General features: G+C 55.7%; 18 protein-coding genes. 4 read left to right on the top strand and 14 right to left on the bottom strand.

Features of this window, described 5'->3' with window-relative positions; all coding sequences use genetic code 11:
- Positions 1 to 27: 27 nt before the first annotated feature.
- From fusA to rpsL, 3 genes are all read right to left on the bottom strand, one after another.
- On the bottom strand, positions 28 to 2,106 hold the full coding sequence (gene fusA / locus BST81_RS01755) for an elongation factor G (protein WP_075596823.1): 2,079 nt from the start codon (positions 2,104 to 2,106) through the stop codon (positions 28 to 30).
- Positions 2,107 to 2,258: 152 nt separating this feature from the next.
- Positions 2,259 to 2,729, bottom strand: a complete 471-nt coding sequence (gene rpsG, locus BST81_RS01750; protein ID WP_075596822.1) for a 30S ribosomal protein S7 — start codon at positions 2,727 to 2,729, stop codon at positions 2,259 to 2,261.
- Positions 2,730 to 2,956: 227 nt separating this feature from the next.
- Positions 2,957 to 3,337 carry a 30S ribosomal protein S12 gene (gene rpsL / locus BST81_RS01745; protein ID WP_075596821.1) on the bottom strand — a complete coding sequence of 127 codons (381 nt, stop codon included), beginning with the start codon at positions 3,335 to 3,337 and terminating at the stop codon, positions 2,957 to 2,959.
- 62 nt (positions 3,338 to 3,399) lie between these two features.
- Between rpsL and BST81_RS01740 the strand changes: the two genes are divergently transcribed.
- From BST81_RS01740 to panB, 3 genes are all read left to right on the top strand, one after another.
- The gene (locus tag BST81_RS01740) at positions 3,400 to 4,731 is read left to right on the top strand and encodes an ATP-binding protein (protein WP_363079099.1); all 1,332 of its coding nucleotides are present in this window, start codon (positions 3,400 to 3,402) and stop codon (positions 4,729 to 4,731) included.
- Positions 4,731 to 5,921, top strand: coding sequence for an alpha/beta hydrolase (locus tag BST81_RS01735; protein WP_075596819.1), 1,191 nt, complete (start codon positions 4,731 to 4,733; stop codon positions 5,919 to 5,921). The genes BST81_RS01740 and BST81_RS01735 overlap by 1 nt, the downstream gene beginning before the upstream one ends.
- Before the next feature lie 159 nt (positions 5,922 to 6,080).
- Positions 6,081 to 6,860 (top strand): 3-methyl-2-oxobutanoate hydroxymethyltransferase, encoded by a 780-nt coding sequence (gene panB / locus BST81_RS01730; protein WP_075596818.1) that lies wholly within the window; start codon positions 6,081 to 6,083, stop codon positions 6,858 to 6,860.
- 2 nt (positions 6,861 to 6,862) lie between these two features.
- On the opposite strand, the gene BST81_RS01725 is transcribed toward panB, so the two are convergent.
- The 10 genes from BST81_RS01725 to BST81_RS01680 form a co-directional block, all read right to left on the bottom strand.
- Entirely contained in the window at positions 6,863 to 8,554 is a 1,692-nt protein-coding gene (locus BST81_RS01725) for a tetratricopeptide repeat protein (RefSeq protein WP_075596817.1), read from the bottom strand.
- The gene (locus tag BST81_RS01720) at positions 8,551 to 11,148 is read right to left on the bottom strand and encodes a hypothetical protein (protein ID WP_083636575.1); all 2,598 of its coding nucleotides are present in this window, start codon (positions 11,146 to 11,148) and stop codon (positions 8,551 to 8,553) included. The genes BST81_RS01725 and BST81_RS01720 overlap by 4 nt, the downstream gene beginning before the upstream one ends.
- A gap of 17 nt (positions 11,149 to 11,165) precedes the next feature.
- A complete protein-coding gene (locus BST81_RS01715; RefSeq protein ID WP_075596816.1) occupies positions 11,166 to 13,310 on the bottom strand; it encodes a WD40 repeat domain-containing protein in 2,145 nt (714 codons plus the stop codon).
- A 24-nt stretch (positions 13,311 to 13,334) separates the two neighbouring features.
- The gene (locus BST81_RS01710; RefSeq protein WP_075596815.1) at positions 13,335 to 14,690 is read right to left on the bottom strand and encodes a cache domain-containing protein; all 1,356 of its coding nucleotides are present in this window, start codon (positions 14,688 to 14,690) and stop codon (positions 13,335 to 13,337) included.
- Positions 14,687 to 16,060: a hypothetical protein gene (locus BST81_RS01705; RefSeq protein ID WP_075596814.1), complete on the bottom strand. Its 1,374-nt coding sequence runs from the start codon at positions 16,058 to 16,060 to the stop codon at positions 14,687 to 14,689. Before BST81_RS01705 ends, BST81_RS01710 begins: the two co-directional genes overlap by 4 nt.
- Positions 16,057 to 17,061 (bottom strand): phage tail protein, encoded by a 1,005-nt coding sequence (locus BST81_RS01700; protein WP_075596813.1) that lies wholly within the window; start codon positions 17,059 to 17,061, stop codon positions 16,057 to 16,059. The genes BST81_RS01705 and BST81_RS01700 overlap by 4 nt, the downstream gene beginning before the upstream one ends.
- 11 nt (positions 17,062 to 17,072) lie before the next feature.
- Positions 17,073 to 19,256: a putative baseplate assembly protein gene (locus BST81_RS01695; RefSeq protein ID WP_075596812.1), complete on the bottom strand. Its 2,184-nt coding sequence runs from the start codon at positions 19,254 to 19,256 to the stop codon at positions 17,073 to 17,075.
- An 88-nt stretch (positions 19,257 to 19,344) separates the two neighbouring features.
- The gene (locus BST81_RS01690) at positions 19,345 to 19,824 is read right to left on the bottom strand and encodes a GPW/gp25 family protein (protein WP_253188046.1); all 480 of its coding nucleotides are present in this window, start codon (positions 19,822 to 19,824) and stop codon (positions 19,345 to 19,347) included.
- Positions 19,825 to 19,896: 72 nt separating this feature from the next.
- Positions 19,897 to 21,048, bottom strand: a complete 1,152-nt coding sequence (locus BST81_RS01685) for an alanine--glyoxylate aminotransferase family protein (RefSeq protein ID WP_075596862.1) — start codon at positions 21,046 to 21,048, stop codon at positions 19,897 to 19,899.
- A gap of 88 nt (positions 21,049 to 21,136) precedes the next feature.
- The gene (locus BST81_RS01680) at positions 21,137 to 22,624 is read right to left on the bottom strand and encodes a glycosyl hydrolase family 57 (protein ID WP_075596811.1); all 1,488 of its coding nucleotides are present in this window, start codon (positions 22,622 to 22,624) and stop codon (positions 21,137 to 21,139) included.
- A gap of 334 nt (positions 22,625 to 22,958) precedes the next feature.
- Here BST81_RS01680 and glgA point away from each other — a divergent pair, with 334 nt between their 5' ends.
- The gene (gene glgA / locus BST81_RS01675) at positions 22,959 to 24,434 is read left to right on the top strand and encodes a glycogen synthase GlgA (RefSeq protein ID WP_075596810.1); all 1,476 of its coding nucleotides are present in this window, start codon (positions 22,959 to 22,961) and stop codon (positions 24,432 to 24,434) included.
- A 202-nt stretch (positions 24,435 to 24,636) separates the two neighbouring features.
- Here the strand turns inward: glgA and BST81_RS01670 are convergent, their stop codons facing one another.
- On the bottom strand, positions 24,637 to 26,124 hold the full coding sequence (locus tag BST81_RS01670) for a hypothetical protein (protein WP_083636573.1): 1,488 nt from the start codon (positions 26,122 to 26,124) through the stop codon (positions 24,637 to 24,639).

The following is a 26,124-nucleotide window of genomic DNA, read 5'->3' as shown; positions in this document are numbered from 1 at the left end:
GGATTCTGTGTTCCTCTTACTTGCTGATTATGCGTTCCCTTTACTCTTAGCAATGATTGTCTCAGCCACATTGCGAGGCACCTCATCATAGTGGCTGAATTCCATTGTAAATATGCCTCGACCCTGAGTCATAGACCGGACATCGGTGGCATATCCAAACATCTCGGCCAGTGGAACCTTGGCGGCCACTTTAGCAATGCCCTGCTCAGAGCTCTGGCCTTCGATCTGTCCTCTCCGGGAAATCAGGTTACCCATGATGCTTCCCAGGAAATCTTCTGGGGCCTCCACTTCCACCTTCATTACCGGTTCCAGTAGGACAGGCGAAGCCTTCATCACTCCGTCTTTAATGGCCATAGAACCGGCGATTTTGAAGGCCATTTCAGAGGAGTCCACCTCGTGGTAAGAGCCATCGACCATTGTGACTCGAACGTCGATCAGAGGATATCCGGCCAGGATGCCCGATTCACAGGCTTCCTTCATCCCCTGTTCCGCTGGCCCGACATATTCTTTCGGGACCGAACCACCGACGATTTTAGAGATAAACTCAAACCCGGTACCGGGTTCAGCAGGCTCCACTTCGATCACAACATGGCCATATTGACCCTTACCACCACTCTGGCGAACAAACTTACCTTCAGTGCGAACCGCCTTCCGAATCGTTTCCCGGTAAGCCACCTGAGGTGCGCCAACATTAGCCTCTACCTTGAACTCTCGCAGCATGCGATCAACCAGGATCTCCAGATGAAGTTCCCCCATACCAGCAATCACGGTCTGATTGGTTTCCGGGTCAGTACTGACTCGAAATGTGGGATCTTCTTCTGACAGAGCTTTCAGAGCCTTGGACAATTTTTCCATATCCTGCTTTGTCTTTGGCTCCACTGCCACGGAAATCACAGGCTCAGGGACAAAGAGAGATTCCAGAATGACGGGTGCTTTGTCATCACAGATTGTGTCACCCGTAAGGGTATCGGTCAAACCCGGAACTGCTCCCAGATCGCCTGCCCGCAGTTCCTCAACATCAATTCGATCGTCTGCTTTCAAAACAATCAGGCGAGAAACCCGTTCCTTCTTATTCTTCGTGGAATTCAGTACATAGCTGCCCTTCTTCAAGACCCCAGAATACACTCGCACGAAGGTAAGGCGACCGACAAACTTGTCTGCCATCACCTTAAACGCCAGGGCCGACAGGGGGGCATCATCATCAGCCATCCGCTCTACCGTTGTACCGTCTGGTAGGGCTCCCTGAATCGGAGGCACATCAATGGGGGCAGGCAGATAATCGACAACGGCATCCAGCATCAGTTGCACGCCCTTATTCTTAAAGGCAGAGCCACAGAGCACCGGCACCATTTGGCCAGAAACTGTCCCTTTACGAATCATGGCTTTGATTTCAGCTTCAGTCAGCTCTTCCCCTTCCAGGTATTTCTCCATCAGGGTGTCATCCAGTTCAGCCACCGCTTCAATTAGCTTGACCCGATACTCCTGAACCACTTCCTGCATGTCTTCAGGAATGTCTACTTCTTGAATATCGGTTCCCAGGTCATTGTTATAGATCAATGCCCGCATCCGGACCAGATCGACAATCCCCTTAAAGACATCTTCACTGCCGATCGGAAGCTGGATGGGCACTGCCTTAGCCCGCAGTCGATCAATGATCTGCTGATAGACCTTGAAGAAGTTGGCACCTGTCCGGTCCATTTTATTGACAAAAGCAATGCGAGGAACCTTGTAGCGATCGGCCTGACGCCAAACCGTTTCAGACTGAGGCTGAACGCCTCCCACCGAGCAAAAAACCGCAATCACACCATCCAACACCCGCATGGACCGCTCGACTTCGATCGTGAAGTCCACATGTCCAGGTGTATCAATAATATTGATTTGGTGGTTTTTCCAACTGGTGCTGATGGCAGCAGCTGTAATGGTAATACCCCGCTCACGCTCCTGTTCCATCCAATCTGTGGTCGCGGTTCCTTCATGGACTTCTCCAATCTTGTGAACCACACCAGAGTAAAACAAAATTCGTTCAGTTGTGGTGGTCTTGCCCGCATCGATATGCGCAGCGATCCCAATATTTCTAACTCTCTCAAGCGGAACAGTGCGTGCCACGGCTACCTCCTTTGGAATATAGGCCGCAGATACCCCTCAATCAATAGGTCTGTTAAGATTTTATACTTTTTCAGGTGGAGACGTTTACTGAATCTCAGAGCAGATGCAGTCAACGCTAAGACCTGTTTTAACCCGCAGACTTCAGGCGCAATTTAGTATCTATAGTGAGCAAAAGCCTTATTGGCCTCTGCCATCCGATGGGTTTCTTCGCGCTTCCGGATGGCACTTCCGGTTTCATTCGCAGCATCCATCAATTCATTAGCCAGCTTCCCAGCCATCGTCCGACCTGCTCTTTGGCGAGCAAACTGAGAGAGCCAGCGGAGGGCCAGGGCTATGCCCCGGTCAGGCCGTACTTCCATTGGCACTTGATAAGTTGCACCACCAACCCGACGGGCCTTGACTTCAACCAGAGGCGTTGCATTGCGCACAGCCCGTTCAAATAGCTCCAGGGCGTCTCCGCCTGTCCGCTCTTCAACGGTCTTCATCGCACTGTAGACAATGCGCATAGCCAGTGATTTCTTACCACGCTTCATGATCCGCCGCATCATCATGCTGACCAGGGTGCTATTGTAGACCGGATCGGGAAGAACAGGACGCTTTTTAACTGTAGTACGACGAGACATAAAAAACCTTGGAGCTAATTTTTAGAAGAGAAGACAGTGAATCCTTAGAGAAGCAAGCCCTTAAAGAAAACAGGAACGGGGCAATCTGAATGAGCTAACCTCATGCACAGGCTACTCGATCGCGCAATTCCAATCCCAAAACCTTAAATCCGCAACCCTTAATTCTGCCATTCAGAGATGCAAATCGATGAATCAAGAATGAATCAAGCCTTTTGCGGTGGGAGGGCCTATGCCTTAGGCTTGGGACGCTTAGCGCCATACTTGGAGCGGCCCTGCTTACGGTCCTTCACACCAGCAGTGTCCAGAGTACCACGGATAATGTGATATCGGACTCCCGGCAGATCTTTTACCCGACCCCCTCGAATCATAACGACAGAGTGTTCCTGCAGGTTATGACCAATGCCGGGAATATATGCCGTCACTTCAAATCCGGAAGTTAAGCGAACCCTGGCAACCTTACGAAGGGCTGAGTTGGGTTTCTTGGGGGTTGTTGTGTAGACTCTTGTGCAGACACCGCGACGCTGGGGACAGCTCTTTAACGCGGGGGACTTGGTCTTCTTGGTAATACTTTGCCGTTCGCTGCGAATGAGTTGCTGAATCGTGGGCATGGGTGAGGGGGGTTAAATCCTGACTTTACACAAATTCTGATTTTAGCCGCTAACTTGCACAAGTGTCAATTTCCGCTGACGAATTTGTTGAATTGATGAAAGATTCTCCTACAAACTACCCCATGCAGGCCCTGCAACGACAGGCCGACGCTCTCCTGATTTACCAATCCGTTCTCCAGAACGAAATTGGGCAGGCTTTTCTGGCGCTGCTAGAGACGTTTATTGCCCCGAGGGATGAACGGGCTGCTTTACAGGCTTACGGACGCTGGTTCAGGGCTCTAGCCGACCAAAATTTAGGCTGGCAAGATTACCTCTGCCATGAAATTGCCCAGGCTGAGAATCCGTTTACCCGACAGGTGCAACACACCAATCTGGCAGATTTGCCCCTTGCACTGGTCACCGCAGTCCAACAAGATTTGCGATCGCTCCAGGCCCTATACCACTGTCCACCCACCCAATTGAGTCAATGGCTGCGGGAGATCAGCACCTGCCCGACCCCGCCTGTTCCCTGGGCCAGCACGATTACAGCCACCGACCTGCTGCCCAGTCTCCAACAGGCCGAAGACTGGGGAACAGCTCTTGCAGATCTGGCCACCCACTATCGGCAACAGGGCACTGGCCTATTTGCCAGATATCGCGCCCTGCGCTGGCAGGCCGGTCAATTGATGGGCGTTGCCTACCCCGACCCAGGCCGCCTCTCTGATCTAGCCGGCCATGAGTGGCAGCGGGAACAGTTGATCAAAAACACAGAATTCCTGCTCGCCGGACTGCCAGCCCTCCATGTCCTGCTATACGGTAGTCGGGGGTCTGGAAAGTCCTCTCTGGTGAAGGCTTTGCTGCAGGAATATGGTGATCGGGGGTTGCGGCTGGTGGAAGTGGCCAAAACAGACTTAGCTGATCTGCCCGCGATTCTGGATCGGCTTCGGCAGGTGCCTCAAAAGTTCATCCTGTTTGTGGATGACCTTTCCTTTGAGGAAGACGATGATGCCTTCAAAGCCCTCAAGGTTGTGTTGGAAGGAGGACTCACTGCCCGTCCCCAGAATATTGTGGTCTACGCCACCTCCAACCGCCGACATCTAATTCGAGAGTTCTTTGCCGATCGGCCTCGCCCCAGTGCGGGAGACGAAGTTCATAGCTGGGATACAGTCCAGGAAAAGCTCTCCTTCAGCGATCGGTTCGGCCTCACCCTCACCTTCGAACCTGCTGATCAAAAAACCTACCTGGCGATCGTGCATCATCTGGCCACTCGCCATGCTATTTGCCTCGCTCCCGACGACCTGGAGCATCGGGCTCTGCAGTGGGCCACCCGCCACAATGGTCGATCGGGTCGCACCGCCCGCCAATTCATTGATTTCCTCAAAGCTGATCTGACCCTGACCCAGGAGACTCCCTGATGACGATTGCATTCAGCCTGTTGATTCTGCTGCTGGCCTGCGTCAGCCTGTTTCTCAGCCTTTGGATTGTGGTGCCAGCTCCCACCATGCTCCTGTTTCCCCTGGGGGTAGGAGCCCCTGAAGTCAGTCCCTGGCTGGTGGGACTGAGTGCGATTGTCCTGGCATTGGCGATCGGGGGCCGACACCTGACCCCCTGGATGTATGGGGCGATCGGGCTGAGTCTGGTGAGCCTGATCCTGAGCCTTCTGCCACTGCAGCAATTCGCGACTGCCGATCGACAGGCAGCCCAGGTCATGCAGTCCGCCCTCGGTCAGGGCTATTTCACCCGCATCACCCCTGCCCAAACCACCCTGATGCGGCCCACCCCTCTAAACCTGATCCAGGTCTTTCAGGGGATTCCAACTAGTCCAGGGCGCTACCAGCCCGACATCCCCTTTGCCACTCCCAATGGCAGTCCCCTGACTCTGGATCTGTACCAGCCCACCCAGGCCGGTCCCCATCCAGGGATGATCGTGCTTTACGGAGGGGCCTGGCAGAACGGCAGCCCCAGGGAACATATCCCATTCAATCAATACCTGGCCGCCCAGGGCTATACGGTTTTCGCCATCTCCTATCGCCATGCTCCCCGCTATCGGTTTCCGGCCCAACTGGAAGACGTGCGATCAGCTCTCCAGTTCATTCGCCAGCATGCCAACCAGTACGACACCGATCCCGATCGGCTGGTCCTAGTCGGTCGTTCTGCCGGAGCCCATCTGGCTCTGCTGGCTGCCTATCAATCCGATGCTCCACCCATCCGAGCCGTCGTGGGCTACTACGGTCCCGTAGATCTGATTGAGGGATACCGGGATTTGCCCACCCCTGATCCCTTGCAGGTTCAAACCGTTCTGAAAACCTTTTTGGGCGGACCACCCGAGGCGTTAACCCCCCTCTACCAGGCCGCTTCCCCGATGTATGCTGTCCGACCTGGCTTACCCCCTACCCTGCTGATTTACGGCCAGCGGGACCATATTGTGATGGCGAAGTTCGGGCGACAGCTCTACGATCGCCTGCGCCAGACCGGTAACACCGCAGTATTCATTGAAATTCCCTGGGCTGAACATGCGTTCGATGCCGTATTCCAGGGGCTCAGCAACCAGCTTGCCCTGTATTACACAGAACGCTTTCTGGCCTGGGCAGTGCGGCCAGAGTGAGCGACCACTAGTGAGGCTTGGGCTATTGCCTGAAGTCAGACTGCTCCGAAATCTGGAAACAGGGGAGCCAGAGCAGGGGAGGCTGTCCCCCCTGTTTCCCCACCCTGATCTGGGTGAGGATTGTCTTACCATGGAGGTGTTGGGTTTGGGTAGCGAGAGATGGCAGTAACTCCCCGGCAGTTGAGCCAGTGGAAACAGCAGGGACGATCGATCACCGCTCTGACGGCCTGGGATTTTGCGATCGCTCAGATTCTCGATCGGGCTGGCGTGGATCTGATCCTGGTCGGGGACTCCCTGGCCATGACTGCATTAGGCTATACCACCACCCTGCCCGTCACCCTGGAAGAGATGCTCTACCATGCTAGTTCGGTGCGGCGAGCTGTCGATCGGGCTCTGGTGGTCTGTGACCTGCCCTTCATGAGCTATCAGGAGAGCACCCAACAGGCTCTCCACACTGCCGGTCGAGTCCTGAAGGAAACTGGGGTTCAGGCCGTCAAAATCGAAGGGGGCTATCCTGCCCTGATCGAAACCGTAGCCCGGTTGGTCCAGGTGGGCATTCCGGTTATGGGTCATGTGGGCTTAACCCCACAGTCCGTGCATCAGTTGGGTTATCGACAGCAGGGCAATTCTCCAGAAGCAGGCAAGCGGATTTTGACCGAGGCGATCGAATTGGAACAGGCGGGTGCCTTTGCGATCGTCCTGGAGCACATTCCCCCAGAGCTGGCCTCACAGATTACCCAGAAATTACAGATTCCGACGGTCGGCATCGGGGCCGGTCCCCACTGTGACGGGCAGGTGCTGGTGACAGCGGATGTGCTGGGTTTGACAGAGAAGAAGCCCCCCTTCGCCAAGGCATATCTGAACCTGCGAGCGGACATCGATCAGGCGGTTCGGACCTACTGTGCGGAGGTGCGGGAGCACCAATTCCCCGAAGCCTGAGGTTATTTTTTCATCTGTTCCTGCCGCTTCCGTTCCTGCTCCTCCTTCTGCCGCAGCAGAATTCGTTTCGCCGCCTGTTTCAGGTTTTCCTGGGCCAGAATTTGGTTGGGATTCAACCGGAGTGCCTGCTGCAGAACAGGAACGGCGGCTTCGTCCTCCCCGATCGCCACCAGGGACAACCCCTTCCCGGTCAGACTCCCGGTGTCGGTGGGGGTCAATTCCAGGGCCCGATCGAAGGCTGAGATCGCCTCACTGTAACGCCCCTGGCTGCTCAAAGCCGTGCCTCGGTTATACCAGGCAAGGGCCAGACTGGGCTGACGATCGATCGCGGCATCAGCAGCCCTCAAGGCCAGATCATATCGTTTCATCTGCCAGAGGACGGCACTCTGATTCGCCCAAGCTAGGGCATTCTCCGGTTCCAAGCGAATCACCTCATCGTAGGCCCGCGCTGCTGCCGCATAGCGCCCCAACTCCCGCAGAATTCGCCCCCGGTTGAACCAGGCCCGGGCATAATCCTGCCGCAGTTCCAGGGCTCGATCGACCGAAGTCAGGGCGTCATCATATCGCTGCAAGGACCAGAGAATCACCCCCCGATTATTCCAGGCTGTCGGGTAGTCGGGAGCCATATTCACCGCCCGTTCCGCCGAAGCTAGGGCCTCCTCCAGGCGTCGCAAGCCAGCTAGGGCATTGGCCTGCTGATCCCAGCCCTGGGCTGGGCCTAAAGGCCCCCAAGAGCCATCCCCCCGAATCGCTGCTTCACAGGCCCGCAGGGCTGCGTCATACTGGCCAAACTGGTTGAGCAGGGTGCATTGATTGACTAGGGCCAGGGTGTAATCCGGCTTGCTCTGTACCGCCTGGGTAAAGGCCACTAGGGCATCCGCGTCCCGATCGAGTTCCCGTAGGATCAACCCCTGTTTGGCCCAGATGATCGGCTGTTTGGCATCCAGACGTAGGGATTGATCATAGGCAAACACCGCCTCCTCCAACCGCTTTAGCATCTGGAGGGCACTTCCCTGGGCATTCCAGGCCGACTTGGGCGACTGACCACCCCACTGGGCATCCACATCCAGGGCCTGACGACAATCACCGATCGCGGCCTCGAACGTCTCCAGTTGCAAGAGAGCCTGACAGCGATGGGTCAGAACCCCAGACTGGCGCGGGTCTAGCTTAAGGGATTCATCATAGGCTTTAATACCGGCTGCGGCACGACCTACCCGGACTAGGGCTAATCCCTGCTTAAACCAGGCCAGCTTTGGGGTCAGGGTTCCCCAGTTTTCATTTACCTCCAACGCCTGGGCACAGGCGGCGATCGCCGCCTCATACTGATGAATTGCCAGCAAAGCCCGACAGCGGGAAGTAAGGGCTTCCGAATTGCGATCGTCATAGCGCAGGGCAGATTTAGCCGCCGCCGCCGCCTCCCCATAGCGGCCCAGGCGATAGAGGACATCGGCATACAAAATCCAGAGGGTTTTATCTCCAGAGCGCAGGGCGATCGCCTGTTCGCAGGCCGGGATAGCCTGTTCCAACTGGTCGGCCTGGGCCAGGGTGCGGCAGCGATCGGCCCAGTAGTCAAAATCCGGCAACGTGCTTAAGCCCCCCGGTTGAGATTGGGCCAGGAGAACTCCCTGACCCAGACCCAGGAAACTCCCAACCAGGGTTATTGTGGCGAGATGGGAAATAAAAGAGGGTTTCATCGATCGAACTGAGGGGGGACATCAACGGGGGAAAGGGTTCCCGGTTGGACTGGAACTGGCCCTTGCAGGTCACTACCAGGAGATGGGGCCGAGGTCGCACCGGGGGCAACACCGGGTTGGGAAGCGGGACTCCCAAAACCAGCCGAGCCGGTTGGGTCTGTCGGAGAGAAGGCCGGTTGACTTCCAGGAGCCGGAGCCATCTGTTCCGGGGATACCTGGGGCTGGGCTGGGGGATTTACGGTTTCGATCGTCACCGATCGGGTCACCTGTTCCCCCATTTCATTTGTCACCTGCAGGGTCAGAGTTTCCTGGCGAGGTTGGGTACTGAGACTGTAGGGGACAGTTCCCGACAGACCAACCGTGCCAGGAGCCGGTAACAGAGTCACTTTCAGGCCCCGGCCACCCGTCACTTCCCAGGAGATTTGCAAGGGAGGAGGAGGCTGATCCGGCTGCACCAGCAGCACCAGACGGGGCTCTGCCGGTTGCCCATTAATCAGGAATTTCACAATCTGGATCGGCACCTGCTGGGGCTTAATCCGCACCGTGTCCGTTTTCCGATTGGCTACGGGTTCCTCTGGAGCCGTGCGGCTGGTGACCAGCAATTCGAAGATGTAATCTCCCGGCTTGCGGGCCTCGATCGGGACCTTACGGCACACCAATGCCGTCTGAATCACACAGAAGGACTGCAAAGTCGATGGCACACCACTACTGAAGTCGAATCGCTGCAGCGGCACTACAACCGTATTGTCGGGAGACCGGCCTATCAACTGAACTTCCTGAAGCAGACCGGGATTGGCTACTTTCCAGTTCAACAGAATTTGACCGTCTGTGGAGTTTGCCACCGGATTAGCGGGTTCCTGATAGATTGGCTCCGTTGGCCCCAACTCTAAAATTTTGGGCAGGGGCAGGGGACTGATTTTAATCGGGTTCGTCTTAGCCGTATCCAATGGGGAGGCATTCTCTTTTCGGGGTTGAACCTGCAACTCAAACACATAGCTGCCAGTTCGATGGGCATCCGTCGGCACATAGCGACAGGTCAGCACTCGATCGAGGGTGCAGAAAGGCTTCAGGGGATTCGGCAACCCCTGGCTGAAGTCATAGACAACCGGTTGACTCAGAACTGTACCATCTTCAGTTGAGAGACCGACCAGGCGCAGTTTACCAATACGCTTAGGATTGCTGATTTGCCAGTTGAGGCGAACCGGTTTCCCATTCAGCTCTTCGTAAGCCAAATCTCCGGCAGTCAGTTCCAACACCCTGGAGGGCAGGGGAGGACGGAAGAACAGCCACCAGATCAAAAAGGCCAGGGCTCCGATCGCCCCCAGGGCCGTCAGCAGCAACAACAGGAATTGCCAGAAAGGCCGGGCTCGCCAGAGCAGGCTACCCTGCAGATATTCCAGAGGTAGGGGCCGCTGCTGCGGATCTTTCAGGTCTACCCTGAAGTTAAAAATCCGGCCATTTCCTAGCCAGGGTCTGCGAGAGGCCCGGGTCGGTTTCACTTCCAGGTCAACGCCGATTGACTGGCCAGGGAGGATTGGAATCAGGGGGGATAGGGTGACAGGGGGGCCATCGGTCCCGGTCGATCGTACCGGGAGCCAATCTGCCCTGGCATTCTCCGGGTCAGCCCAGCGATACTGACAGAGGCGGGATTCCTCTTCTTCGACACTGTGAGCCCCTAACAACAACTCCCGGGGTGTATTCCCTCGATTGGTTAGTTGGACCCGATAGAGCCCCACCGTCTGCCGCACTTTGCCGATCAGGGTCTGCAATTCCACCTGCATCAGATCGATCGGTGTGACTTCCAGGTAAAAGGCATCCAACAACGCCAGTTGGGGCTGATTGGTCGAATAAAGTCGGAGGGTCGGCGTGTAGCTGCCCGCCAGAGCTTCGGGCGGTGGACTGAGCCGCAACAGAATCTCACCTCGATCGCCCGGATTCAGCTCCAGGCCACTGCCACTACTAATCAGCCCAGGGGTGAGCAACCCCTGTGGGTAAATGACCTTAAACCAGCGATGATCTAGATCTGGACAACTGAGGCGAAATCGATCGACCCGATTGGAGCGATTGTAGACCTGAACCCGCACATCCAGAGATCCTCCTGGTTGTAAGACCGCTGGCTGGAGCGATGTGGTAATGGGCTCCAGGGTGAAGGTGGGGTCACTCACCTGGACAACAGACTCCACCTGAGGCAGCACCTGCAGCCGCTGATTGTACTGAATCGGGGTATCTTCCGGGTAATGCTGAGGCGCGTCCACAATCACCTGGTAGGGATAGGTGCCCGGTAAGGTCTGGGTGGGGACCTGCAGCCGGAATAGCACGTCACTGCTCTGCCCTGGCCCGATCGCCAATCGCTCAAACGGAGACGTACACCATCGATTCACCGTTTCGCTGGGGTCACTCAAGTAGATATGGAGGATGGCATTCTGCCCACCCCGATTAAAAACAGCGACACTCAGCTCCAGAGTGGACCCTGCCGCCGCCGTATGGTCACCCAGCGGACTGAGAATCACTGCCAGGGGTTTGCCTCCGATGGAACCGGGGACATCCTCCCCCATGGGTGGACGATCGCGATAAATGGGCAATTGATCGACCATGACGCTTCTCCTGCGGGCTAACGATCCGTCACATCACAAAGGGCAGCCGGAAGCCGGGACGATCGGACCACCCGCACCTGCCAATCCTCATTGCCACCGACCACCAGGACATCCTGATGGGCTACCCGAACATCCACACTATTAAAGGGTTTGGCCACCTGCATCAGTTCAATCCCCTGCATGAACCGGGAAGCCCGCCGTCCGTCTGCAGAGAGAGGCCACAACACGACACGCCCGTCTGCCCCCCCACTACTCAGGTAACATCCCTCCGGGGACAGGGCAACCGATCGCACAGGCTTTTTGCCATGGCCATCCTGCCATTCGTCCAGTACTTCACAGGGTTGATCGCCCATCAAACAGGGGCGCAGATTCCAGAGGGTGATGTAGCCCTGGTTATCTGCAGTGACCAGCAAATAGGGCCGAAATTCTGCACTGGTGAGGCTGGTCAGGTAGGCATCCTGTCCCCCTGGACGGGGATAGGCCACCGGTTGCACTTCATCCTTCTCCCAGTTCCAGAGGGTCAGCTGATTGAACCGTCCTCCGATCGCCAGGGTCTGGTCGCCCACGATCGCTAATCCATACACCGCAAAGTCAAAGCGCTTTTGCTGCAATGGTTGGCTGGAAACGGATATTGGTCCTGCTTCCGGCACGTAGGGGATCTGCCATTGCAGAACTCGACCGCTACCATGGGCACTAAACAGGGTGCGAGCATCACGGGTAAACCGTAGATCAAGCACCCGATCATCCACCTGATAGGCAAAAGTCAGAGGCTTGCGGGCTACTTCCAGAGACTGCAGCTTGATCTCCCCATTCTCCAGACCAGCGGCCAACCAGTTATTGTCGATCGGGCGCAGACGGACCACCCGCACGGCTTTCCTGTCTTGCAAAATGGGGCCAATATATTGCTTCAGAAAAGGATTGAAGAAACCGGGCACCCACCACTGAATGACCGTCTGGTCATCGGAGGCACTGACGGCCTGATCACTGGTTCCACTCAATTGGACGGCATTGACGGCTCCCCGATGACCAAACAGGGGACTGGCCGGATTCAACCAGGACGCCCACCAGAGCCCATAAAGAATCAGAGCCAGCCACAGAAGTTGGACGGCAGGATGAATCCGGGGCAACACCTTCAACTTCAGGAGCAGGGTATCATTCAATACATTAATACGCGCATCGGCCACCTGGGATTGGACCTGTAACAGAACAGACTGTCCCCGCCACCAATACCGCCGCACCCGCACCCCTAGATCGATCGGCGTCACCTCCCCCGGTTTCAGGGGCGCATCATCGGGCAAAACCTGGAAAATGCAGCGATGCCGAGATTCCGTCTCAATGTTGATCCGCACCGTTGAGATCACATTACTATCGTTCCGGAGTTGCAGGGGAAACGGGGTTAGAACAGGAGCTCGCCACCACCAGATGCCCCAGCGCTGGGGATATTGCTGCTGGGTCTGAAGACAGGTGAACTCGACCGTACCCTGGGGCACGACCTGCAATAATCCTGTGGCCTGGGAGGATGGTCCCTGAGCCTGGATCACCTGTACGGTAAAGGAATAGACCTGACTGAGGGTGCGAATGGTTTCCGGCAACTGACAACGGAAGGTCAACTCTGTACTGGCACTGGCTTTCAGTTGCAGCCGCTGCTCCGGACCCGATTCTATCCAATCCGGGGGAATCCCGGTCAGGGTGACGATCAGTAATGCCAGATCCTGACCCTGATTTTCCAGGGATACGGGAATGTTAACCTGCTCCAGGGGATGGGCCTCAAACCGTTGTACGGGCAGATCTACTCGAATAGGAACATCCGCTCCCTTACCCAGGACCAGCCGCAGCACTTTCCGCTCTTCTCCCAATTCTAGAGAGAAGATCCGCACGGTCAGGTTCATGGAACCGGAAAATCCCGGTACGGGGCTATCCAGGATTTCCACCACAAACCGGGTGCGATCGCCGGGGGGCTTTTTGGCTGCCACCTCTGGGGACAGTCTGTACCAGGAGGGATTGCCCGTTTCATGCGCTCCCGGAGCCAGAACTTCCAGTTGGAATGTGGCAAATCGATCACTGTAATTATCGACTAGGACTTCAAACCCAGCTGCCGCACCCCCAGGTTGAAAGTTCACGACCTGGGCTGAGAGGCTGGCCTGGATCAGTTTGGTATTCATACTGTTGAATTCCGTATCATGCCATTACCCTCTTGTTCCCTCACTCGATCGACCAGGCAAGTGAGCCCTGCGCAGCGCTTGAACTTTCTGCCGCAAGTGACGGAAATAGGCCAGATCCCCCGTGCTACTACTTTCCTGCCGAACGACTTCAATCTGGTTATGCAACTCATTCACCTGTTGCTTCAGCCCATGCTCCCGTACCCGCACATCCTCGGCCATGCTGATGAACACCTCCACCAGTTGTCCCACATCATCCTCCCCTCGGGGTAGTTTCTGGAGCTCTTGAGGGTTAAGGCGATCCTGCTTCAAATCCTGGGCAACTTTAGTCAGGCGATGGATGGGTCGTACAATTCCCCGGGCCAGCAGCAGTGAAACGGCCAGGGTAATCCCCCCAATCACTACCCCCGTCAGAATATTGTGTCGAACCAGTTGATAAATCGGGGCTTGTAGTTGTGGTTTTTCATAGGCTACCCCTACCACCCATTCAGGCTCCCGCTTCAAGGGAGCATAGCCCAAAATCTTCCAGACATTGCTGGAAATATATTCTGTGTGGCCTACCTGTTTTGTGCCGATTACAGCCTTGGCCAGATTCGGCAAGTTCAGACTGTCTACCTGGGCAATCCCAAAGTCATTATCCCGCTGCACCTGCCTCAAATCATCTGCAGAGAGGGGAATCAAACTGTGATAGAGAAATGCTTTATTGGGATGGGCAATCACTACCCCTACCCGATCGATCAGGACCGTGAATCCGTCACTGCCCGCCTGGACCTCATCCAGAATTTCCCAAACCCGCTCTCCCTTAAAGACCAGGACAGCCACACCCACGACGTTGCCCCCATCATCTTTAACTGGAGCGGCAAAGAAAATATTGGGCTGACGGCTGCGGGCATCCAGCAACATACTGGAGACATAGACCTTCCCCCGCATGGCCTCCTTGAAGAACCCGCGAAAGGAATTGTTCTCCCCCAAATTGCGGGACAGGGAGGTGGCTCGGTTAATTCCATTGCGATCGAGCAGGAATACGCTCCGAACTGGAAAGTTATCCTGAATATTTCGCAGGGTAGCCTGGACCGCTGTCTTTTGTGAGTCCCGTCCTTCTGGGGTTTCAGCCGCCAGGAACGAAACCACCTCAGAACGGGTACTGAGCTGGACAGACACCAGTTCCATGCCCTGAATCAGCTCATTCAGTCGGTTCGCCGTACTGGCCGCCAGCATTTCCAGGCGGCGATATTCATTCTTCTTTAGAACCGTCAGACTCTGGTTCAGATTGTAGAAAGTTGTCAGGCTGAGGGGAACCATTGTCACCGTCAGCAGCATCAGGCAGATCTTCACAACCAGTGGCCAGGCCGGAGGATAGAGGAATTTAGGAAGTCGCATCATGGCAGAGGAGCCTCCTTATCAGACAAATGTAGGAGTTGGGTCAGGTGTCGCCGCTGACCCACAAATTGCAGCAGGTTAAGCCCCCATTCCTGCAACTCTCGAATCATCGTGCGCGAGAACGGGGGCGATCCTTCTCCCCCCCAGAGTACGGGTATATCCCCCACCAGAGCCAGCAGACCATTCCCAACCCACAGTTGCAGGGGATGCTGGTCTACCAGGGGTAGGGTTGCGAACAGGAACGGCTGAGTTCGCAGAGGATGGGATGGGGGAAGTCGATCGAAGGATTCCAGCATTATCCCTAGCCGTTGGGCAAAGTGATGGACCGATCGAGTCAGGGTATCCATTTCCCGTTCCAGATCAGACCGGACCCCCGTCAGGTCCCCAATCAGGTCCTGCTGCAGGGTGGTTAATTCTCCCCGGGCTCCTCCCTGGGGCAAAACGGCCTGAAGCCGATCTAGAGCCTCTTGCAACTGGCCCTGGAGGGGCCACAAATCGGCCACTGCCGTGCCCTGAGTTGGAACCCCAACTAACAGCGACCCGCCCTGGTTGACATAACGACTGAGGATGTCCAGACTGGGATCCAGCAAACCAGCTAGCTGTCGAGCTGTCAAATAAAGCAGGTCGTAAGCTTGCGGATGGTGATTCAGGTCAGCCAGAGCCACAGACTCCAGTGTTCCACTCAAAGCCGGATAGAGCGCCGGAGCTGACTGCAGCAAGCGTTGTAAGGCCTGCACCGTTGGGGCAGCACTGGTGTCGCCAGGGTTGGTCAGGTAGGCCAGCCGGATGTCCAGGAGGGGACGGGCTCCAACTGGGACCCGATCGCGCAGATCCAGGGTATTGGGGGCTGGGGAAAAGACCTCGATCGGGGCCGAGATCTGGGTCACCGGATACTGCAGCACAATCCGGCAAAGTTCCACATCCAGGCGATCCGGAGGTGTCCCTTTCTCATCCAGGCGAAAGGTTTCCCGGACAAATTCTCGCTGCGTCACTTGTTGCAACTGATCGGGATCCACATAGCGGATCACCAGGTAAACCGTGATCGGACGGCCCGCATCAGGAATGGAAGTAATCCGAAACTCGATTGGTTCCGGCACAATGATGGGATTGCCCATTCGATCGATCGCCATCCCCGGCTGAATCTGCACCCAGCGCTGGTCGCGAAACTGAGCCGGAATATCCTGGGGGGCTGGAATGGGGCAAACGCCCAATCCCCAAACAATTCCGGGCTGATGCAATGCCTGATACAGAACATTCTGGCGTTCCCGATGGTAAGTGTGGGCCTGTTGCCAGCGTTCGGCATTAATCAGCAGGCCATCAGACACCTGCAGGCGCTCAAAAGGTTGGGTGCGAAGGAACGGGGACAGGGTCATGCCGGGACCTCAAGATACAGTTCATAGGTGCAGAAAGCGGGTTTTTCCTGTTCAATCAGCCGTCGAATAAATCGCTCCTCGATCGGTGGACCGTCCACCATGGGCCGCAGCCGCACAATAAAGTGGTAAGGGCGACCCTGGCCAATCCCTGCTTCTTCTCCCAGGCGAGCCTGACCGATCACAAAGGCAGAAAAGGAGGCTTCTTGAATACAGATATGTTTGTCCTCCTCCCGGGGAATCCCATCATCCAGGGGTAGCCCCGTGTAGAGATGCAGAAACAGCCGCAACCCCCGCCGGGTTCCACGCCAGCGATACAATTCCAAGGCATTGCGAATCAGGCGGCGTTGCTGGACCAGATCCCAGCGAGGATCAAGGGGCCAGTTCACCCAATGGGCCAGAAAGGGTAACATCGCTTCTGGAGCCGTTAAAGGGTCCAGGTAGGCCCACATCACATCCGTAGTCTGGACAACGGGATGAAACGCCTGTTCAAATATCTGCAGGAAGCGACCCACAAAGTCCACCTCCCGATAAATCACCGGCAGGTGTTCCAGGTAACGACTGCGAGGCCGGATATAGAGGGTGAGGGTTGTGTATTCCAGGTGAGGCTGACCCTGGGAGGCCAGCCGATAGGACACCAGAACGTACATCGGATAGTCCAGGGTAAGCACGGTATCCGGTTTCAGAGCCCCCGGCTGCTCAAAATAATCAGCCGGGATCCGGAAGTAAATCACCGCGTCCATCCCCTGTCCCACAGGCAGGTCCAGCCCTTCCAGGCCAATGTGATACCAATCCGAGGGCAAGCTTCCTTCCAAACGCAGATCGATCGCCAGGGATTCGCTACCCTGGTTATTCAGGCGCACAATCAATTCACTGGATTCTCCCGGATGCAGCACCATGGACAGGTCGCCCCCACCACTGCTGGAAGCAAGGGGATGGGACTCTGCCACCTGGGTCGGCAGAAATTGGAGACGCAGAATCTGATTGGAACGGGCTTGGGTCATCGGGGATAGGCTCACTGGATCAGGCTAATCGTATGACCGGACTGAGGACCGTTCCAGGAGCAAATTAATCCATTTGCTCCTGGATTAATACTGGAATCTGGCAGGGGACTGCGAATCCAATCCATTCCCTGACGCCGCAACTCCGTCAACTGCACAAACTCCAGATAACGCACCCCTGGAACTTTCTGAAACAGCACAATAATGTCGGAAGTATACACCTGGCGACCAAAGGGCCAGCCTGTACCTTCTGGTCCCCCTACGATCGGATTCAGAAAGCGGTAGAGGGCGGTCTGCAACTGTTGCCAGATGAGTTGGCGGGCTTGGGGATTGTTGTACTCTGGCGAGATTCCCACCTCTGCCCGCACAGACACCCCCACGTAGTCGGGTTGCTGGAGTTGAATTCTCACCCCCAGCAGTTTTCGTTCCTCTAGAAAAGTCAGTACTTGCTGTTGCAGGGGGGCGGTCAGAATCAACTGATCTGGGTGCAGCCCCTCACTCCAGGCGATCGTCTCCAGGTTGATCTGGGGTAGGAGCAGCAACTGCACGATTCCGGCATCCTGACCACTGATCGCAGGCAGACAGCGTGCCCGCAAAATACTTCCCTGCCCCGCCTGCAAAGCCAGAGTCTCAAAGTCCTCGGGGGTAACTGCCCGATTGCGGGTGCGCAATTGCCGAGGCACCCGAATTGCCAATTGCTCCAGGGTTTCGGCATCAGCCCCATTCCGGGCAGGCGCATGATTCACCACCGACGCAATGTAGGGAATGGCCGTTTTCAAAATCTTCAGAGCGTCCCGCTGAACGTTGCCCCGCTGTCCCCCTCCTGTCCGATAGGCCAGCATCCGAATCACCGCACCCCTGGGGGGAACTGCCCCATACTGCTGTTCGCGCGGGGTGGGGATCACGGTCTCTTCGTCCCTTTCCTGCAGCAGCCCCGCCTGAATTTGGGCTCGGACCTGGGTTTGCAGTTGTAACTGACCAGGTTCGCGAATCAGGGGGCCAAACTGAACTGTGCCGGTCACAGAATCAATCACGTAATGGCGATCGTTCGGCCCAGAGTCCGCAAAGTCAGGCACCTCCTGCCAAGTCTGGGGTAACCCGTCCGGGGGCATCACCTGGATCGTCTCCCCAGCCCGCCGAGGCAAGACAGGCACCCCAAATAGCTGAAACGTCTGCCCGGAGGTCCCATTACTTAGACCCAAGACCTCCTCCCGAATCAGGGTACATTGACTGGCCGGGGCAGTGCCGCCGATCGCCCGCACTGCCAGACTCACAATCCGGGGGGAACGGCTATACCCCGGTTGCTCTGCATCAGGTTGAACATAGACGCAGCGTAACCAGCGCCCCTGATAGGTTTGAAAGACAGAGATCGGCCATTGTTGGGGCAGGTGCAGAATCACATCTCCCCCCTGAATCCCCCCCCGTCCCTGGGCCAGATCACTGAAGCTGAAACCCTGGGTCGCATCATCGGCTTCCTGGCGCAGGATGGGCTGCCAGTTGGCCCCATCCCAGGCTTCCCAGTATCGGGGTGGCAGATTCGGGTTAATTCCTGTAGCAGTTGCAGCCTCTCCCTGCACGGAAATTGCCAACACATTTCCTTCCAGGGTTTCTCCTGGTTCCATTACCAGGTAGAAACAATTCCCAACCTGGGGTTGTTCATCAAATAACAATTGCTCTGAACCTTCCCAGCGACCATCAGGCTGTTGGGTCCAGCGATCGGTGAGTCGATCGCGCAACTGCCGGGGCAGGGCTTCTGCCGCCTCCGCCGTCAGAAAGTGGCGCAACTGGGGCTGGCCCACCACCAGGGGTCGATCGAGGCTGAAGATGACCGAATCTTCCCCTTCGGTGCGAATCGTGGCCACCTCTACCCCTTCGGGAATCGTATAGGGCTCGGGCAATACCGTATTCAGGTAAAAGGTGAGGTCAGTTTGGGCCGGTGTAGGAGGCCGCAGCCGCATCCCCAGTAACTCCAGGAAGGCAATGTAATTGCGCCGGGGCACCTGGTTGAACCGGGTCAACATTTGCTCCGTCATCCAGGCGAACAATTCCACCAGGGTAATGCCAGGATCACTGGGACTGTAGTTTGTCCACTCCGGACAGTAGCGGGGAATCCGGAGAATACACTCATCAACCAGATCCTGGCGTTTGCGATCGTCCAGGTCAGATTTCGGCAATTGGGGAAGAAACTGGAATTCCATGATGATTAAAATGAATTGCCTGCTCTCTCATACCGATTGGACTGGGAATGTGGATCGAGGCTATCCCTCCGGGCATTCCTGCACCGGTTCAGACTTCCGCCTCTGCCTCCGGACGCAGGGAGAAGGGAAAAACCATTGTGCGTGGATCGTAACTGTCCACATAGTGATACTGGATCGTCAGGTCCACCCGACCCCGCACTGGATCAGGTTCAGCCTGGACATCGTCCAGAATAATGCGGGGTTCCCAGCGAATGAGGGCATCTTCTACCGCCATACACAACATCACCAGGGTGTCTGTATTCATCGGGGCAAAGGTCAAATTGGCCAGGAGAGAACCAAAATCAGGACGACTGGCCCGTTCTCCAATCGTTGTCCCCAGAATAATTCGGATCGATTCCTCCACATTTTGTTCACCAGAGCTGAACTGCAGATTACCGCGCACATTGACCTGGAGAGGAAATCCCAGACCTGTTCCCAGATAGCTACGCGATGGTAGTTGATTCATGCCCAATTCGGATAGCATCGCCGTCACTCTACTGCGATCGGAGAGAGGGACACTATTCGCCAAAAGTCGAAGTCAGGATGGTCATGGGTTATTCGTCACCGGGGTGGGGCAGGCGTTACATGCAACGCCTATCCCCTATTGGATCGGCAACACCTCTTTCAGGGCGTGGATTAACCGATCGACACTCTCCCGCTGGCTGTTATATCCCATCAACCCGACACGCCAGACTCGGCCAGCCAGTTCCCCCAGGCCACCACCAATCTCGATATTGTGCTCGTTGAGTAACTGACGGGCGATCGCTTTGCCATCCACCCCCTCTGGAATGCAGACCGTGGTCAGGGTCGGTAGACGAAAGGCTTTCTCCACATGCAGGGTCAGGCCCAGGTCAGCCAACTGTTCCCAGAAGTATTCTGCGGTTTGCTGGTGCCGCTGCCAGCAGGTTGCCAGTCCTTCTTCGGCGATCAGGCGCAGTGCTTCCCGCAGCCCATAGTAGAGATTAATCGGGGCTGTGTGGTGGTAAACCCGATCGGGACCCCAGTACTTTTCCAGCAGGGTGATATCCAGATACCAGTTGGCCACCCTGGTTTTCCGCTGCTCTACTTTCTCCATGGCCCGGGCACTCAGGGTCAGGGGTGAAGCGCCGGGAGAACAGCCCAATCCCTTCTGACTGCAACTATAGGCCAGGTCTACGCCCCAGTCATCCAGAAACAGGGGAACTCCCCCCAGACTTGTCACCGTATCCACCAGCAGCAGACTGCCGAACTCCCGGCACAGATCCCCCACCCCTTCCAGGGGCTGGCGGGCTCCAGTGGAGGTTTCAGCATTGACCAGGGCTAGGACTGTAGGCCGATGAGTTTCCAGGGCAGTCCGGAGTTCGGCCAGGGAGAACACCTGGCCCCAGGGTTTGTGGATGGCCTGGACCTCGGCCCCATACCGTCCGGCCATGTCCACTAGGCGATGGCCGAAATAGCCATTGACCCCAATCAGAACCACATCCCCCGGTTCTACAGCGTTGGCTATGGCTGCTTCCATGGCTGCCGTGCCTGTGCCGCTAACGGCGATCGTGGTTAGGTTCTCGGTCTGCCAGACGTAGCGCAACAGCGATCGGATTTCGTCCATCAGACCTAGGAATGTGGGGTCCAGATGCCCTACCGGTGGGGTATTCATCGCCTGGAGAACGGCGGGATGAGCATTAGACGGCCCAGGCCCCAGGAGAAGACGAGTTGGCATCTGCAGGGGCTGCAGATGGAGCCGTTGGCTGTCATTGATTGAGAAGGTCAGTGTCATGTTAAATAATCCATCATCGATAATCATGGGTAGAGCCGATCTGAATAGATCGGCTCTATGATTCAAGTTCCTGCGGCGGGGTTACCCATCACCCTAGGAGGGCGGACCCACGGGCATAAAGTTCACGAGCATAGTCGGTCCAGGTGCCTTGGCCCCAGTAGCGGAAGCAGCTCGTTTGGACCAACAAGTTATACAACAGCGCCTCCTGATAATCAGATTGGCGGGTTACGGTAGGGTCTTGCTGCACCAGGGGATCATACTTCCGGTGAAAGGCAGCACTGAGCTGGTTCATCGGTTCCAGCACGTTTTCGTAGCCCTGAACCCAACTCATATTATTGGTCCAGGATGCGCCATCCATGTGGAAGTGGTGGTCTGTTTGCTTCAGCTCCGCGATCGCCTGCTCCACAGCCTCTGGTGTGGCTTGGTCTGGATGCACCCGTTGCCAGATTTTGTGCTGCTGTATGGCCTGACAGGTGGGATAGTCTTCCGATTTGGCCCCTGCTGCTGTAATCAGCTCCAGGTATTCTGTGCCATTCATCGGTACAGTGCCAGTTCGGCCCGAGCCCAGTTCATGGTGAACCCGCAGAAAATCTCGGGGGAATTCATTCATCATCACGCCCCCATTTTCGCCATCTGCGATCTGGCTGACCAGAGAAGGGACGGAAACAGAACCGAGCTGCTCTCGACCCCGGCCCTTAGCCTCGAAGTAGGGCTGCATCTGAGCCACCAGTTTCGTATCGGAACCCTGGGTCTTGATCAGGGCCGTGATGCTGATGACTGCACCACGGGAATTGCGGGCAATCAGGCGATTGGGCAGGTACTTCTGTTCGTGGCGCAGACCAGAACCATCCAGATTCTCGACAGAGTGTTCCTGCACCAGTAACCACTGATAACCGCATTCCTTGAGGGCTTTGATGTACTCATACATCGTATCCGGGTGATTCGGCATGTGCATTTCCGGGGGGGAAAACCCCTTCACCCGGCGCAGGGCATCGTACCCGAAGAGGGCGGCAAAGTGGTGCTGCCAGGCCTGGATCTGCAGCTTGACATCGGGGATGGGGGTGGAGGGCACTACCGCATGGCTCCACATGGTGCCCAGCCATTCCACATAGGGCTGGTACTGACGATCGCAGGTAATTTTCTTCAGGTTATTCAGCACATCCTCGCGGCCCATCTGGCGCAATCCCCAGAGGAGGTTGCCAGAGTAATCCAGCATGATGCGGGGATTGCATCCCTCCCCAACGAGTTGGGGAATGAAGTCTCCCATGCGGCCATAACAGGAAGCAAACACCCCGGCATTGTGATTGTCTCCATCATGGGGATGCTCGAACATGTGTTGCAGATTACTGATCAAGCTGCCATTGGCTCCAGCGGGAATCGTGGGTTGGTGCATGTGGAGCGCACAGGCAAATCCGGCTGTAATGTCTTCCAGGCGCAGATTGGTCTCTGACAGAAAAACAGGCTCATGGTGATTTACAACAGAGCTGATGTCCGCTTCCCATCCACAAATATTCGGCAAGCCCGACTTTATGTCTTCTAAAACGGGTAGTTGGAGGGACGGTACTGCTGCAGTCATAGAAATGTCCTTGAAAAAGTGAGGGTGATTGGTTCACAGGAGTGAATATCCAGTGCCAGGAGTGACCTGGGGGCATGCTGGAACTTCACAGGAGTGGCCCTATCATAGGCAAGATTTGGTTCTGTCGGTGGGGGATCTTGTAACAACTTAATTTTTAGGTCGATCGACCCTTTTTCAGGATGTGCAGGTTGGTAATGGGCCTTCCATAAGAACAACTGATGGTCTTTTCCCCTGCACTATTGAAATCGTGGTCATTGATGGACCGGAAAAATATTATCTTTTGTAAAGGATGAGTATTATTGCAGATGAGTATTACTACAGGTGAGAAGTAAGGATGTACATCGTACAGATTGCCTCAGAATGTGCTCCCGTCATTAAGGCTGGGGGTTTAGGCGATGTGGTCTATGGCCTTAGCCGTGAGCTGGAAACACGGGGTCACTGCATCGAGTTGATCCTGCCCATGTATGACTGCATGCGCTATGACCATATCTGGGGGATACATGACGCTTATCGGGATCTGTGGGTCCCCTGGTATGGGGGTGCCATTCACTGCTCTGTCTATTGTGGCTGGGTCCATGGTCGCCTGTGCTTCTTTATTGAACCCCACTCTGCTGATAATTTCTTCCACCGGGGATGCTATTACGGTTGCAAAGACGATAATATGCGCTTCGCCTTCTTTAGCAAGGCTGCCATGGAATTTTTGCTCCGGAGTAATAAACGCCCAGATGTGATCCACTGCCATGATTGGCAGACGGGATTGGTGCCAGTTTTGTTATATGAGATTTACCAATACAACGGCATGGGGACCCAACGGGTCTGCTACACCATTCATAACTTCAAGCATCAGGGCATTGCCGGTGCAGAGGTATTGTGGGCAACAGGGTTGAATCGAGAAGATTACTACTTTCACTACGATCGGCTGCAGGATAACTTCAATCCCTTTGCCCTCAATATGATGAAGGGGGGCATCGTCTATTCCAATGCCATCACCACTGTTTCCCCGCACCATGCCTGGGAAGCCCGCTATACTCCAATCGGCTATGGCCTGGGGCACACCCTGCATCTCCATCAGCATAAGTTTACTGGGATCCTCAATGGGATCGATTACGATGTTTGGAACCCCACCTCCGATCGCTACTTGCCCTTTCATTACTCCAGCGACGATCTAGAAGGGAAAGCCAAGAACAAAACCGCACTCCGCAAACGCCTCATGCTGCGGGACTCCGAAAAGCCGATCGTCTGCTACATTGGCCGTTTAGATGACCAGAAAGGGGTTCACCTGGTTCACCATGCTATCTACTATGCCCTGCATCGGGAGTGCCAGTTTGTGCTCCTGGGTTCAGCAACGGAGCCCGGAATTCACAGCCACTTTGCCCATGAGCGTTACATTCTGAACAATAATCCGGATTGCCATCTGGAGTTGGGCTTTAACGAAGAACTCTCTCACCTGATCTACGCTGGGGCAGATATGATTGTCGTCCCCAGTAACTATGAGCCCTGTGGGTTAACCCAGATGATTGGTCTCCGGTATGGAACTGTGCCGATCGTGCGAGGGGTGGGGGGCTTGATCAACACAGTCTTTGATCGGGATTACGACGAAAATCACTTGCCGGAAGAACGTAATGGCTATGTGTTCTACCAGACGGACTACAATGCGCTGGAGTCTGCCATGGATCGAGCGATCGGGCTTTACTACGAATATCCGGAAGAGTTCCGTCAATTGGTAGTTCAGGGTATGGCCTGCGACTATTCCTGGAATCACCCCGGTGAGGACTACGTGGAAGTTTATGACCATATCCGGTATAAGTAAAAAAACAGGAACACAGACTGTTTCCAGGCAATTGTTCAGTAAAGCGGCTCCATTTCAATGGGAATAGGTCTGGATTTATGCATGCGAAAATCTGAGGGATGTACCAGTATGCCCCTCAGATTTTTCAGATGGATAAACTTGGGAGAGAACCTCAGGGCTCTTGAACAACAGGCGGTTCAAAAGCTGCTTTGAGTTATTGGACTTAAACGTTCTGAGTCTGTGCTGTACCGGAAGTTGAGACCTGAGGGGGAGCCAGGAAAGACCCCAATCCTAGAACCAGGAGTGGTAGGCCAACGACGACCAGTCCTTTCAGGCCATCATGGCGCAACAGCAGATAGGTGCAGCTACTCGATAGGCAAAAGGTGAAGGTGGTCAGTCTGAATAAGCGGTCCTGGGGAACCAGGGCTGCGATCGGAATCAGAACCGAGGGATACCAGGGCATGAGCCAGGGCGTTGCGAACAAAAACAGGGTCAGTATGACCCAGCCCAGTTCTGCAATCAGGTTGGGCAGGCGATCGGATCTCTTGGTCAACCCTTGCAGCAATGTCCATCCATAAAACAGGCCATAGATGAGCAGGCTGTACTGACCCAGTTGGAGGAGCAGGTGTTTGGTCAGAGCTGGAGTCAGCATTGAAAATCCGGATCCCCCTAACCAAAATAGGGCCGATCGAACCAGAGCCAACAGAGACGCCTGATACTGCCCTGCCACACCAGGATTGAGCAAACTGCGCCAGGCTTCTGGAGCGGGCAATACCGTTGAACCCAGACCTACTAGCAGCACCACCGAAAAAACTGCGGCCCAGAGCAGATCCAGCCAGCGTCGGTGACGGATGAGCCAGACTCCAACTAGAGGCATCCAGAGCAGGGGGAAGGTCTTGGTCAGGAAACCAGCCCACAGAGCTACAAAGGCGGCGGCATAGCGCTGTTCCTGTAAACAGCCAATCAACACGATCGTGCAGGTGCAAACCAGCACATCAATATGACCGGAGGCGACCTGTTCCAGAAGGAGTAACGGGTTGAGCAGATAAGCTGTAACGACTGCCTCCCGTTCCAGCACTGGGAGGAGAGACCAGAGCAGATATCCATTCAGCAGATGCAGGCCCAGGCAGATTCCCTTGAAAGCATAGATTGCCAGCAGGGGATGGATGGCCAAAAGTTGGGCTGACCCGGTAAACAGGAGGTGAGACAAAGGACCGTAGGTAGAAGGTTGGCCCCAATCCACCAGCGAAGATAGTTCAGAGGTAAAGTGTTTGGTCCCTACCAGAAATGGATTGACGTCACTCAGGTTCATCAATCCGGTATGCAGGTAGAGATAGATATCATTGCCCAGGGGATAGGCCAGGAATGCCAGCAGGATAAACAAGGTGATCGATCTAAGCACTGCCCTGAAAGGTCTTCCCAGGGAGGGCCTTTGCCTGCGGCTCAGCCAGACCAGGTATAGTAGCCATAGCAACAGGTAGCTGAGGCTGATCCCCAAATGGGTTTCCCAACTTGGAAAGGTGGCGTATTTTCTCCCCCCCGCCAGTGCCAGGTCGAATTTTTCCAGCCCCAGTTCCGCCAGTTGGAAGCTCAACCAGGCCGCAACAACCAGGGCAATGAGGGGAAGTAGGAGATTCCAGACGGCTGGAGCCGATCGTCCGTTGAATTGCCGCATGGTTTTCTCAGGGTTAGGTCTCTCGGTTGCAATCAT

It is taken from the genome of Leptolyngbya sp. 'hensonii', from assembly GCF_001939115.1.
Lineage (GTDB): Bacteria > Cyanobacteriota > Cyanobacteriia.
Note: the sequence above shows the minus strand (reverse complement) of the source record. Positions and strands in the feature narration are given on the sequence as shown.